This is a genomic window from Arthrobacter jinronghuae (assembly GCF_025244825.1).
In the GTDB taxonomy this organism is placed as follows: Bacteria; Actinomycetota; Actinomycetes; order Actinomycetales; family Micrococcaceae; genus Arthrobacter_B; species Arthrobacter_B jinronghuae.
Window position 1 is genome coordinate 1237851 of the sequence record NZ_CP104263.1, and the last position, 12164, is coordinate 1250014.

19 protein-coding genes are annotated in these 12164 nt (G+C 64.2%); 5 read left to right on the forward strand and 14 right to left on the reverse strand.

From position 1 onward, the window contains the following. The first annotated feature begins 24 nt into the window (after positions 1–24). Positions 25–561, forward strand: a complete 537-nt coding sequence (locus N2K98_RS05700) for a hypothetical protein (RefSeq protein ID WP_255866602.1) — start codon at positions 25–27, stop codon at positions 559–561. Positions 562–604: 43 nt separating this feature from the next. Here the strand turns inward: N2K98_RS05700 and N2K98_RS05705 are convergent, their stop codons facing one another. The 14 genes from N2K98_RS05705 to N2K98_RS05770 all read right to left on the reverse strand — a co-directional run bounded on the left by N2K98_RS05705 (position 605) and on the right by N2K98_RS05770 (position 7964). Beyond that, complete coding sequence (locus N2K98_RS05705; protein WP_255866601.1) at positions 605–1054, reverse strand: hypothetical protein; 450 nt, start codon at positions 1052–1054, stop codon at positions 605–607. Beyond that, complete coding sequence (locus N2K98_RS05710; RefSeq protein WP_255866600.1) at positions 1051–1950, reverse strand: hypothetical protein; 900 nt, start codon at positions 1948–1950, stop codon at positions 1051–1053. The genes N2K98_RS05705 and N2K98_RS05710 overlap by 4 nt, the downstream gene beginning before the upstream one ends. Before the next feature lie 376 nt (positions 1951–2326). Then, a complete protein-coding gene (locus N2K98_RS05715; RefSeq protein ID WP_255866599.1) occupies positions 2327–2464 on the reverse strand; it encodes a hypothetical protein in 138 nt (45 codons plus the stop codon). Between the two features lie 73 nt (positions 2465–2537). After that, positions 2538–3014 (reverse strand): single-stranded DNA-binding protein, encoded by a 477-nt coding sequence (ssb, locus tag N2K98_RS05720; protein ID WP_255866598.1) that lies wholly within the window; start codon positions 3012–3014, stop codon positions 2538–2540. After that, complete coding sequence (locus N2K98_RS05725) at positions 3011–3994, reverse strand: hypothetical protein (protein WP_255866597.1); 984 nt, start codon at positions 3992–3994, stop codon at positions 3011–3013. The genes ssb and N2K98_RS05725 overlap by 4 nt, the downstream gene beginning before the upstream one ends. After that, positions 3991–4863 carry a YbbN family protein gene (locus N2K98_RS05730; RefSeq protein ID WP_255866596.1) on the reverse strand — a complete coding sequence of 291 codons (873 nt, stop codon included), beginning with the start codon at positions 4861–4863 and terminating at the stop codon, positions 3991–3993. Before N2K98_RS05730 ends, N2K98_RS05725 begins: the two co-directional genes overlap by 4 nt. 2 nt (positions 4864–4865) lie before the next feature. Further along, complete coding sequence (locus tag N2K98_RS05735) at positions 4866–5003, reverse strand: hypothetical protein (RefSeq protein ID WP_255866595.1); 138 nt, start codon at positions 5001–5003, stop codon at positions 4866–4868. Beyond that, entirely contained in the window at positions 5000–6253 is a 1254-nt protein-coding gene (locus tag N2K98_RS05740; protein ID WP_255866594.1) for an AAA family ATPase, read from the reverse strand. The genes N2K98_RS05735 and N2K98_RS05740 overlap by 4 nt, the downstream gene beginning before the upstream one ends. Before the next feature lie 108 nt (positions 6254–6361). Beyond that, positions 6362–6565, reverse strand: a complete 204-nt coding sequence (locus N2K98_RS05745) for a hypothetical protein (protein WP_255866593.1) — start codon at positions 6563–6565, stop codon at positions 6362–6364. Then, entirely contained in the window at positions 6562–6945 is a 384-nt protein-coding gene (locus tag N2K98_RS05750) for a hypothetical protein (protein ID WP_255866592.1), read from the reverse strand. The genes N2K98_RS05745 and N2K98_RS05750 overlap by 4 nt, the downstream gene beginning before the upstream one ends. A 68-nt stretch (positions 6946–7013) precedes the next feature. Continuing rightward, the gene (locus N2K98_RS05755; protein ID WP_407080024.1) at positions 7014–7202 is read right to left on the reverse strand and encodes a helix-turn-helix transcriptional regulator; all 189 of its coding nucleotides are present in this window, start codon (positions 7200–7202) and stop codon (positions 7014–7016) included. Then, positions 7202–7492, reverse strand: coding sequence for a hypothetical protein (locus tag N2K98_RS05760; protein ID WP_255866590.1), 291 nt, complete (start codon positions 7490–7492; stop codon positions 7202–7204). Before N2K98_RS05760 ends, N2K98_RS05755 begins: the two co-directional genes overlap by 1 nt. Position 7493: 1 nt before the next feature. After that, positions 7494–7649 (reverse strand): hypothetical protein, encoded by a 156-nt coding sequence (locus N2K98_RS05765; protein WP_255866589.1) that lies wholly within the window; start codon positions 7647–7649, stop codon positions 7494–7496. Further along, a complete protein-coding gene (locus tag N2K98_RS05770) occupies positions 7650–7964 on the reverse strand; it encodes a helix-turn-helix transcriptional regulator (RefSeq protein ID WP_255866588.1) in 315 nt (104 codons plus the stop codon). Between the two features lie 290 nt (positions 7965–8254). Between N2K98_RS05770 and N2K98_RS05775 the strand changes: the two genes are divergently transcribed. The 4 genes from N2K98_RS05775 to N2K98_RS05790 all read left to right on the forward strand — a co-directional run bounded on the left by N2K98_RS05775 (position 8255) and on the right by N2K98_RS05790 (position 12163). Further along, positions 8255–8716: a hypothetical protein gene (locus tag N2K98_RS05775; RefSeq protein WP_255866587.1), complete on the forward strand. Its 462-nt coding sequence runs from the start codon at positions 8255–8257 to the stop codon at positions 8714–8716. A 35-nt stretch (positions 8717–8751) separates the two neighbouring features. After that, positions 8752–9156, forward strand: a complete 405-nt coding sequence (locus tag N2K98_RS05780) for an ImmA/IrrE family metallo-endopeptidase (protein WP_255866586.1) — start codon at positions 8752–8754, stop codon at positions 9154–9156. A 10-nt stretch (positions 9157–9166) separates the two neighbouring features. Beyond that, positions 9167–10402 carry a site-specific integrase gene (locus tag N2K98_RS05785; protein ID WP_255866585.1) on the forward strand — a complete coding sequence of 412 codons (1236 nt, stop codon included), beginning with the start codon at positions 9167–9169 and terminating at the stop codon, positions 10400–10402. 576 nt (positions 10403–10978) lie between these two features. Continuing rightward, on the forward strand, positions 10979–12163 hold the full coding sequence (locus N2K98_RS05790; RefSeq protein ID WP_229953206.1) for an acyl-CoA dehydrogenase family protein: 1185 nt from the start codon (positions 10979–10981) through the stop codon (positions 12161–12163). The last annotated feature ends 1 nt before the right edge of the window (position 12164 follow it).

Below are 12164 nucleotides of genomic sequence, written 5' to 3' on the forward strand. Positions count from 1 at the left end.
CGGCCACCCCTATATGCTTCAAGGATGCCTCTGGGAATTGAGCCGAACGTCTTATGGAGCGGCGCTATTGGATCGTTGGTTGCTGCCCTCATTGGCGGCCTTGTTGCCTTGGGGGTAGTGAGGTTGACCAACAAAAACCAGGCTCGATTAGCGGGAGAAGCGAGGGAAAAAGCTGCGATAGCCGATTTCATCGCGAGTGCCGACGGGTTCCTAACGGAATACTCAGAGGGAAGACGCGCCATCGAGTCACTATTGCAGCAGACGATGGCAGCCTCCGTTCGGTGGCAGTTGGAATTGTCAGATGAGGATATGGCCAGCGAGCTAATTCTCTGGCCACACCACCTTGTCAACCTTGCGGTCAAAGCCTCGGAAGCAGAGGCAGACGGCGGCGATCCGGCTGACGAGTACGAGGCGCTCCTCCAAGCTGTCATGGAAGTCCGGTTTGCTGCCTTGGAATGGCACAAAGCCAACCAGGGCCAACGGAACGAATACCGCAGACGCCTCGAAGCTGGACGAACTGCTGGGTCGGGCAACGCCGCAGGGCCGCCCTCAACTTCTTGACGCACGTACTTGAGTTTTCGCATTTCTGGGACTTTCGTCGCCATCAGGCACTTCTTTCGTTGTAGATTTTCCAAGCCCGGCCCCGGTGCGCGGCCAGCTCAGCTATCCAATTCCGGAGGTTGGCTTTGCTCCAGTGCGGCTCCGGAACCTTTCGGCCGGTTGAGTACAGCTCGTGCATGTCCCGGACCTCGACCATCCGTCCGCAAACGCCTGGCTCCACCTCCCGGTGCTCATCACGCAGGCGTTCGAAGGTCCAGTAAGGGCGCTCGGTGGGGATCCAATACATCTCTCCGCAGTGCGCGCATATGCCGGCGGGCCACTGGGCAGCGGAGAACTCCTCCTCATGCTCTCGGTGCCGCTCCGCCCACACCGCCAGCTCAGCCATCGGGGCTGAGCAAGGGAACTCCGAACCGCACTTGCAGCGGTAGAACGGATCATTGACCGGCGCCGGATCTTCCAGGAGGTCGAGGAGGTCCAGCTGGCCGACCATCATGCTGCAGCTCCGACGTCGAGGCCGCGCTTCATAGCGAAGATCAAATCGCCCCGGCCAGCACGGTGAAGCAGCCGCTCCAATGAGTCCTGTTTCTTGTACCCGGTCCGTGCCAGGATCGACTCGAGGCCTACGCCGGTCCGCACCAGGAACTCCACATCCTCGATCAGCGCGCTCGGATCATTCCGGGCCTGCAGATCAGGGACAAAGGCCGGGTCGTCAATGGTGTCCTCGTCCCATGCCATCGGCGGCAGCCAACCGCGGGCCTGCGCATAGTTGCGGGCACGGTTGGCCGCGATCTTCGAACGGTGATCCGCACCCACTTGGGGCTGATTCCACAGCTCGTCAAAGAGCGCCTTCACGGCCAACGCCTTGCCGACGGTGACCGGCCTGCCGCTGACGATGCCCTGCATGTTGCTGATGGCTATTCCCAGCCGTTCGCCAAGCCTGGACTGCGACCACCCGATAGCCACGAGGGCCTGCAGCCGCCGGGACGTTCCGGTCCCGTCGATGACGTGGCCGGGAGCCATGTTCTCCAACGTCGGCTTCACAGCCAGGATCTTCTCCGCGGTGTCCTTGAACACCCGCGGGTACGGGGCGTGGCCGCGCTCATGTCGGCCCCAAATGATCGCGCCGACCGTGGAGGTAGACAGGCCGGTGAGCTGCGCGGTGCGCTTCACCGAGATGCCGTTCTCCATGAGGAAACGGATATGCTCCCGGACCGGCTCAGCGTCCACGCGTCCGACATCGTAGCGACCGTAGACGATGGAATGACGCCGGTTCCGCTCATAGGTTGTGGCCGCCGTCGTGCAGTCGGCACAGCGGCACTTGTCGATCTTGTAGGCGAGGTGGGTCCCGTGCTGGTGGTCGGCATGCTTGCACTGGCAGTCCTGTTTCACGCTGCTTCCCTTTCTCTGAGTTCTTGTCGGTGGCGGTTGAGGTAGTCCCGGCGCGCCTGGATGCACGGCTCGCAGAGTTCTTCCTTGAGCCGGTAGTGGCGGACGGCACCGGAGTAAGTGCCGCATTTTGCTGCTGGCCGACGCCGTGCGTTGGGTGGGGTGCGCCGTCGGCTCGCGACGTACTCCCGGCGGGCTTCCGTGCAGGCTTCGCACGGGTCCTCGTCTCGCGCCCGGTGCCGGACGTATGCGGCGTTCGTGCCGCACGGTTGGAGCGGCTTCGGCTCCCGGACCAGTTTCGGTTCTTCCTGGCGGGGCTTCGGTGACTGCTGCCACGGGTCCGCGGCGCCTTTGAGCTTTCCCCGGTACTGGTAGGCCATTAGTCACTGCACCCCTGGCACTCCCCGGTGACCGTGAGGATGTGGCCGCAGCTGGTGCAGGCGTTGGCCGCCGCCGGGCGTTCCCGCTTCGGCGGCATGACGACGGGCGGGCGAAGGGCGATGGTGGGAACAGACATGAATATCTCCTGGTAGGTGTGATGGTGCCGCCCGTCGCGAGGGACGGGCGGCACGCTAAAGGTGGGTGGCGGGCTAGAAGACCGGGTCCTCACTGGTGGAGGGGGAGCCCCAGCCGCCGGCGTCGGCGGAACCCCAGCTGTCCGGACTGGGCTGCGACTGGCCGTACCCGCCGCCCGTGGCTTGGTGCGGACTGTTCCCCTGGTGCCAGGTGAGGTCCTTGCCGATGCTGATGACACGCAGCTGGTCGGCGGATCGTTTGTTGCCGTCACGGTCCTCCCATGTCCGGGTTTCCAGCTCGCCGTAGACGACAACGGAGTCTCCCTTGCGGAGGACTTCGACCACGTTGTCTGCGAGGGTCTGCTTCCCGGCGTTCCATGCGCCGCAGTCCCAGAACTTGGTGGGTTTCTTCTCCCACTCGTTCGTCTGCTTGTTGAACTTCCGGGCGTTCACGGCGACGCCGAACTCCGCGACCGCCGAGTTGCCCAGGAACTTCAGGTCCGGATCTTTGGTCAGTCGACCGATGATCGTTACGTAGGTCTCGCCGCTCATTCCTGGCCTGCTTCCGATTCGAGGGATCCGAGGATCTCATTGGTGAGGTCGCGTGCCTCGGTGACGGTGAGCTCCTTGGACGCGGTGATTTCGCGGCCTGCCCAGCTGCTGACGAGCAGCATCATCGCGTCCTTGGTGGTGTGCCCGGCCTTCTTGAGGGCTTCACCGAGCGCTTTCTGCTGGGCCATGCTGCAGCCCGGTTCCTGCAGCTGTTCGGCCGCCTCGGGCAGCGGCTCGACCTCGACCGGCTCCGCGGTCGGTTCGGGTTCGGCCTCGTCCCGCGGGGCTTCATGCACGACGTCGGGAACCGCCGGCACCGGAGCCTGCTGGCGCCGGACCGTCCGCTTGGCTGCTGACGCCGGGGCAGGAGCAGGCTGGGACGGGTTCTCCCCGAGGTCTTCAAGCTCGACGTCTTCCACCGAGTAGGCGGCGACACCGGTCAGCACGTCAGGGGCGATGGTGCGGCACGCTTCAGCCTGAGCCTTTGCCGTCAGCATGGCGATGGGGTCGGAGGCGTACTTCTTATTGCTGAGGTAGCCGGCCTGCCGGGCCCGGTCGATCGACCAGGTGAACTCCTGCCACTCGGACTGCCCCTTCCGGCGCCCCATGATCGTGACAGCTTCCGGGGTAGCTGCTGTGCGGCGGACGTCGTGCCCGGCCGACAGCACAAGGGCCACCATCGTCCGGGCATACATAGCCGGTCGGCCCTGCACCACGAAGATGTTCGACAGTGCGTTCATCGGGTCAAGCCCAAGGGACTTTCCGGCCAGGATCGCCGCGGCCGCCGCCTCCGGCTTGCCCCGGAATGAGGCCGGCACGAACTCCGTCCCGCACAGAGCGGTTCCGAGACGGTGCGCGGCTTCCAGCTCCTGCGCCCATTCGAGCAGGGACACGGTGGTCGCGGTCAGGTTCAGCGCTGGGGCGCCGGCGGCCGGGACGGAGAGGCTGCCAGCCTGGGGGAGGGTTGCTACTTCGGTCATGCTGCTGCGCTCATTTCTGTATTGACGGTCAGCGGTTCGCCGATGATGGCGTCCCGCTCCTTGGTGGTCTTGTGCGTGAAGGCCGCGGCGAGGAACAGCGCGTAGTGGCGGTCGATGGCAGCCCGGTCAGGGGCCAGCGCATAGAGCTTCGTCCCGTCCTCCCGGACGTGTGCCACATAGGTTGCGTGAACCTCGGGCATGGGCTGCTCGTACCCGTCCGCGTCGATAAAGAACTCGGCCTTGGAATAGGCGCCGGTCTGCAGTGCGGTCTCCCCGTAGACGCCCTTCGACGTCTTGAGGTCGATCTGCACGAGCTTCCCGCCAGCCAGGAGAGGTGAGGTGCAGAGGAGGTCGAACGTGCCCGCCCACCAGTCCTTCCGGTTCCCGCAAGGTCGTTCCATCAGCACGGGAGTGATCTGGAAGTCATCCAGGAACTGGACGTAGCCTTCGACAAAGCCCAGCAGTTCCTCGGGGACGTCCGGCGCTTCCCCGGTGCGGTGCAGTTCTTCGGCCAAAGCGTGAACAGCCGTGCCGCGCACCCCTGCTTCGTCGCGGGCCTTCGCCGGCAGCTCCTTGAGCTCCCGCACGGCGGCGTCCGGATCCCCGGCCAGCAGGGTGTCCAGCTGCTCACGGTTCTCCGGGTTAGCAACCCACTCGGCGACAACCTTCGGAGCCCAGCGGACAAGTGCCGGCTTCGGCACCCCGCCGTTGAGGAGGGTAGTCACACCGGTGACAGGAGCGAACTTATTGTCCGCGCCAATGGGGCCGGGCTTCTGAGACATCTTGTACCGGTGGCCGTTGTGCGTGAAGACCAGGCCAGCAGGGACGGGAGCGGGCCGCGGTTTCGGGCCGGGGAGTTCGGTGCTCATAATCAGTTCCACCAATCTGTCTTGGGTTCCGGCGTGTAGAAGAACCCACCGGTGTTGTTGTGTACGCCGCAGAACGCGCCGTCTTTCTCTGCCTGCTCGGTGATGACCTTGCAGTCACACCGGTACGGGTCCGGGCTCATGCCGCTACCTCGCCGTCTTCGATGACGATTCCGAAGTCGCCGGACTCGTTCACCATTTCGATCCACACCTGGTAGTCGTGGGCGACGGCCATGTCTTCGATGAGCTGCAGGTTGGTTGAGTCGAGCAAGGATCCGTCAGCGATGCGGATGACGCGCAGGCCGGGGTTGAGTGCGATAGCCATTGCGAGTGAGACGCGCAGCTGCTCGGCACCGGATGCCTGCTTGAACGGGATGCCCTGGTAGGTCACGCCGTCGGCGTCGAAGCCGAGGCCGTCCACAGGGAAGGTGGCGGCGGCGAGGCCGTCAGCCTTCCGCTTGTCGATAGCTTCGAGCTGTTCGGTGAGTTCCTTGGCGTCGGACTGCAGCGCGGTGAGGCGGGCCGCCACCTGCCCGGCCTGCTTCTTCTCGCGCACCGCGGCGTTCACCTGCTCCGCCGTGTCGATCTGCGACTGGATTGCCTCGAGGTCGGGAGCCGAAGTCAGCCGCACCTGCTCGATGGCTTCTTGGATCTGAAGGTGCTCCTGCTGAGCGTCATCCTGCTCGGCGTCCACACGGCGCAGCTCCGCGAGCAATTCCTCCTTACGGTCCTGCAGCCGGTGGACCTTCTCCGCTACTGCGTCGCGCTCCTGTTCCATCCGCGCACGGCGGGCGTGCTCCTGCTGAGCCTCCCGGTATTCGCTTAGCAGTGCGGAGACGCTGACTTCCTCGTCGGGTGTACTGGCGGGGATGCTGTAGCCGGCGGCCTGCCCCTGCAGTTCCTTGACCCAGCGGTTCACGTCGGTGCGCTCGGCGAAGACCTTGGCTCGCTCAGCTTCGATGTCGGCAGGCTTGAACGGCAGGTCAACGAGGTCGAGCAGCGTCTTCAACTGGTCCTTCTCCGACAGCTGCGTGAACGCCAGCGGGTCCAGCGACAGGCGGCCGAGCAGCTGGTCCAGCTTGGCTTGGCCCTTGGAGAAGGTTGCGCCGTCCTTGCTCTTGACCGTGAGCTTGCTCGTGCCGCCGGAGAACGTGCGGGTCACGATCAGTTCTTCCGTCTCCAGCACGATGGACGCCTTATCCTCGCCGTCGCGAATGGGGCGGGGGAGTGCCTTGGAACTGTTGCCGCCGAGCGCCGCGGTAATGGCATCCAGGACGGAAGTCTTGCCCTGCCCGTTGCGGCCGGCGATGACGACGAGGTTGCCGTCCGGGCTTATTTCCACGGCGCGCAGACGCTTGAAGTTGTTGGCCTCAAGCTTGATGATCTTGCTCATTGCGTATCCTCTTTCGTTGCGGTTTCGGTGGGTGATGAAGTCTTGTGTTTGCCCCAGGTGAGGCAGGAGGCCATCCAGAAGCCGACGGCCAGGAGGAGGGCGATGGAGTCAGGCAGCACGGGTGCCCCCGAACATCTGAGCGGCGAGGGCATCGAAGCGAGGCTGGTGAATAACCCCGCCGCGGCTCATCGGCACCCATTCGGGTCCCAACTGCGCATCCCAGATCGGGTGGTGCTTCCCGGGTCGTTCCCGGCCAATGAACCGGTCGGCGAGCCTGCGGGCCGGGGTCCATCCGGCAGCATGTGCGCTCATGCCGCGACCGGCAGGGCTACGGGCAGCTGCTCACCGGAGCGGAGGATCATGCCGGCCGGGAAGCCCGCCGCGTCCAAAGCGCCATTCACCGCGATGTTGAGGTCGGACTCGTACTGGTCCCGGAGGTCGTGCGGCTGATCGCCCCAGTAAATGTCCATGAGGCCTTCGAAGGCCCGGAGTGCGTCCACGAGGTAATCGCGGAAGCTCCGGGTGTTGTCCCCGCCGATCTGCCAGGACAGCTTCGCGGCGAAGTACTCCAGGCGGCCCGAGTTATCGACGCCGTGCCGGTTGTGGTACTCGCCGGTCAGGTGGCGGACGACAATGTCCGCCTCCGTGCGGTCCAGTCGGACAAGTTCGGTATCGTTGGTGCTGGTCATCATTACTCCTAGGTGTGTGATGGCTGCGAAGTCCTCGGGGTGCCACCCGGGGGCTTCCTTTTGTTTGGGGGTTATGCGGCGGTGGGCAGGGAATCCAGGTAGGCCACGACTGCGGACTCGCGGTAACGGACCGGGCTGGATCGTTTCGTGCCGAGCTTCACGTACTCCGGGCCCTCCTGCTTGTACCGCCAGTTCTCGACGGTCCCGGGTGCGACGCCCAGTGTTTCTGCGACGCCTTCCGTGGTCAGGAACTTCTCCATCAAGCAGCCGCCATCCGGTAGGTGCCATTGGGGAGGCCCCGCCATATCCGGCAGACTCCGCCAGCACGGCCCGGCCGCTGTGACTGGTGGAAGCCAATCGGTGTGATGATCTGTGCGGAGTAAGCGGATCGGAACAGCGCGCCCCACATGTTCGGGTGAGGCGGCTGCCGGAGTCCGTGTTCCTCCTGCAGGGTGTAGGCGTCGAAGTCCTGTCCGGACTCGGCAACCTTGGCGATGAGGTCCAGTGCGTCCGACTTCCAGGACGTGTCCTCCAGAACGGCGGCGGTCATATCAGTCTTCTTCCGGTTCGGTGAGCGGAAGCTTCTGCTCCCGTTCGAGTTCGAGTAGTTCGTTGTGCAGGTCGTCGGCGTCGACCAAGCCGAAGCGGACACCTTCGATCAGGTTCCGGAGCTTCTGCGTGGGAGACGCCTTTGTCTTCGTCGGCATCTACGCCGCTATCGGCTGCTGTGTATTGCGCTGCTGGGTAGAAACTCCACTGACAGTTGAGATTTCGGGGTCAAAAAGGGCACGCACCGGGATTTCAAGAGCCTCCGCGATGCGTTCCGCCACCTCGGGTGTGCAGCTCTTGCGCCGCCCGCTCGTCAGGTGGTTGATGAAGCCGGAGGTGACGCCGGCCTTCTCGGCCAGGAGTCGCTGGCTGATCTTCCGCCCGTCGACCCTGTCGGCCCGGCCTGAGTTGATCAGATCCATGTCGTCCTTCGTCAGTACGTAGGCCCGCAGCCTGTCCTGGCTAACTCGCATGTATGTCCCCTTCGGCCATGATGGTCGGCGTTTTCGCATGATCACTTCGTGGTTCCTATTCTCTCGTGGTAGGCGACTATCTGTCAAGCAACAACGTGGTTTGAGTATGCCTACCGCTAGGCGGCTCTGTCAAGCGCTAGTTACAAAAGTCCCTAGAAACCATGCGGCTGTAGGTCAAGTGCTTGGTTCATTAGTAGGCACTAACGCTAGAATCTGAGGGAAAACGCTGGTAGGCACATTCATCAACTACCCGCTTGCCACCCCGCGCCATAACAGTGAGGCTCTACCCCATGACAACGAAACACGTCTCCGGAGGCATCGAACGCCTCATCCTGGACCGCAAAGGAGCCCGCTCCTACGAACGCCTATCCCGTGACTGCGGGGGCGTCCCGTCTGACAAGCGGCTGCATCAAATGGTCACCCGCCCGATCAAGTCCTTCCCGGACCCGCCCACCATCCAAGGCCTCTCCCAAGGCCTCAACGTCTCCGTGATGACCGTCCTCGCCGCCCTGGCGAAGTCCCTCGGTATCAACGTGACCTCCACCGACGACCCAGACTCCCTCCTCATCGTCGGCGCCGGCCGCCTGCCCCAGTCCGCCCAGGACCTACTCCTGAGCATGGCCCGGGAAATGCTCTACCTGCAGGACGAATCCGACCACAGCACTGAGGAAACCGCCCCCGCGCAGGACGAGCTGGACCTCGCCGCATTCAAGGGCGAGCCCGGCGTTGACCCGTACCAACTACCTGAGTAGGAAAACTGTCAGTCTCGGCCAGTAGCGTGCACTGCATGCACCTCGATCTAATCGCCGCTGACTTGGGGGTCGGCATCCGCGAAGGCATCCTGCCTGGCGGATGGTGGGGCGCATATTCGCACCAGCACCACAGCATCACGCTCCTCCCAGGTCTGCCGCCCATCCAATACCGTTCCACGCTCGCCCACGAACTCGGACACGCCCACTACAGGCACCGGGGGAGTATCCCGAAATACGAGTGGCAGGCATCCGTCTGGGCCGCCCGCCAACTCATCGACCACGACCGCTTCATGGCAGCAGTACTCGAAGCGGACCGGGTCGCCGGCGTCGCCTCCATCCTGGAAGTCATGCCGACCGACGTCGACACCTACGTCCGGGCACTCTCCGGCAAGGACCGGCGCCACCTGCAGAAGCAACTGTCCATGGCGAAAGCCATATAAAGGGGAAACGATGCCGCGCACTGGACGCCCGGTGATGTCCATCGGGGAACACGGCAACATCTCGGCACGGAAACTGAAAGAGCGCACAGACACGACACCCGAGGTTTGGCGGGCGCAGGCATGGGTGCGGGGCCGGGACGGGAAGTCGAAGGTCGTCACCGCGCAGGGCCGGACGGAGACACTGGCGAAGCGCGCCCTGCAGGCGAAGCTCAAGCAGAAGCAGGGCGGGGACGTCGCGCTCAACGCCAACTCCCGGGTCGAAGACCTCGCCGAACGCTGGTACGCCACCCTCGACAGGGCTCCCGGCACGATGGACAACTACCGGCAGCAGATCGACGCGCACATCAAGCCGATGCTCGGGCAGGTCCGCCTGGCCGAGATAACGACCGGCAGGGTGGAGGACTTCCTGACCGAGGTAATGAAGCCGCGGCAGGTGAAGATGGTCCGCACGAACGGCCGGCCCATGACCGTGCAGCGCGGCGGCCCTCACGCCGCCAAGGCCTGCCGGGTCGTCCTGTCACTCATGTTCGGGATGGCCGTCCGGCACGACGCCATCGACACGAACCCTGTCCGGGAATCCGAGCGCCCTGCCCTGCCGAAGACCACGATCCGGGCACTCACCCTGGACGAGGTGAACCGGCTCCGGGAGAACGTCGCCCAGTGGCAGGACTCCGACGGGCACAAGTCGCAGGACCTCTCCGACAAGGTTGATCTGTTCGTTGCGACCGGGCTGCGGCCGGGGGAGCTGCTGGCGCTCCGGTGGGAAGACCTCGACCTGCACGCGACGCCGCCGACCGCGACCGTGACCGGGACCGTGCGCCGGACCAGCAGCACCGGCCTTTACCGGCAGCCGTTCCCGAAGTCCGAGCATGGGCTCCGCGAGCTGCCCTTGCCCGGGTTCGCTGTCGCTGTGCTGGCGAAGCGGAAGCTGGCGGATGATCCGGCGGCGAATCCGCTGGGCCTGGTCTTCCCGTCCCGGCGGGGCACGGTCGTGGATCCGGCGAACTTCCGCCGGCAGTGGCGTTCGGCCCGCGGCGAGGAGTTCGACTGGGTGAAGCCGTCGAGCTTCCGGAAGGCGGTCGCGACCCTGTTGGACCGGGAGCTTGGGTCTTTGGTGGCGTCCCGCCAGCTGGGCCATTCATCGGATGCGATCACGCGCCGCTACTACATTGAGCGGGACCGTATGGCGCCGGATTCCACGCACATCCTGGATATGTTCGCACCCCGCAAAGACGTGTCCGGCTAGTCATCGGAAAGTCATCGGAAAGTCATCGGAAAGTCATCGGAAAGTCATCGGTTAGTCATCGAAAAGTCCGTGGAGCGACCTCTTATATAGGGGGTTCTCGTGGATAGGAATCGGTCGAACGCGGCCCGCCGAATGTAGGGCTATGGGGTGGTGTGGATGCGGGTGGAAACCACACCCCTAATCCGTGGGTCGTGGGTTCAAGCCCCACCAGCCCTACCCTGTGATGAGTCGAGACATCGTTCCGTCGCGACATGAGTAACGCCCCGGTCTTCGGACCGGGGTGTTTTCTTTTGCCTGGCAATACCGGCGGAGCGCTTCAGCCGCCGGCTGGGCATTGGTTGTACAGCTAACGGGGCTTCGGGGGCCGCATAAGCCCGTTAGCTGTACATCGAAGCGCATGCGGCACCCGAAAAGCCCGTTATCTGTACTACGAGTGGGCTCAAGCCGCAGCACGCCGTCGGAGACAATTTTCCGCAGACGTTGTGATCGTTGTTACTGGTGGGTAACATGGGCTCAGCCGGTTCCCGGATGGGCACCAGCGGATCACCGATGATCAGCAGCTAAGGACATTTTTCCATGGGAATTATCGACGTCGACAACCTTCCGTACCCGGACGGCGACTTCTACGCATTCGAGGACCTGCTCACCGACAAGGAGCGCGACCGCCTGCACGAGATCCGTGCCTGGCTTGCCGCCGAGGTCAAGCCGCATGCCGCTGATTGGTGGAACGCCGGGGAATTCCCGCACCACATGATCCCCAAGATTGCCGAACTGGACGTTATGAGCCCGGTTTACCGACAGGGCTACTCCAACCTTTTCGCCGGCCTCTGCCATGCAGAGATGACGCGCGCGGACACGTCCTTCGCCACCTTCATGGGTGTCCACGACGGTCTCTTCACCGGATCCATCGAGGCCCTGGCCTCCGAGGAGCAGAAGGCAGCCTGGCTGCCGGACATCTACGCCATGAAGAAGATCGGCGCCTTCGGCCTGACGGAACCGCTGGGCGGATCCGACGTTGCCGGCGGCACCCGCACTACCGCCCGCCGCGAGGGGGACAACTGGATCCTCAACGGTGAAAAGCGCTGGATCGGCAACGCGACCTTCTCCGACTGGGTGGTTATCTACGCCCGCGACCTCGAGGACAACCAGGTCAAGGGTTTCCTGGTCGACACCAAGACCCCCGGCTACACGGCGACGAAGATTGAAAACAAGATCGCCCTGCGCACGGTCCAGAACGCTGACATTGTCCTCGACAACGTAGTGGTGAGCGACGACTTCCACCTCAAGGGCGCAAACAGCTTCCGCGACACCAACAAGGTCCTGAAGGTCACCCGCCTGGCCGTGGCCTGGCAGGCTGTGGGCCAGCAGATGGCTGCGTTCGACGTCGCCCGCAAGTACGCGGTCGAGCGCAAGCAGTTCGGCAAGCCGCTGGCATCCTTCCAGCTGGTGCAGGAACAGCTGGTGAAGATCCTGGGCAACACCGTCGCCTCGCTGGGCATGATGGTCCGCCTGGCGCAGCTCGAAGACCTCGGGCAGGCCAAGGACGAACAGTCCGCCCTCGCCAAGGCCTTCACCACGGCCCGCATGCGCGAGTCCGTTGCCCTGGGCCGCAGCATCCTGGGCGGAAACGGCATTGTCACCGACTACGGCATGGCCAAGATCTTCGCTGACGCGGAGGCCATCTACTCGTACGAAGGCACGTACGAGATCAATACCCTGGTCACCGGACGGGCGATCACCGGCGTGGCTGCATTCGTGTAGC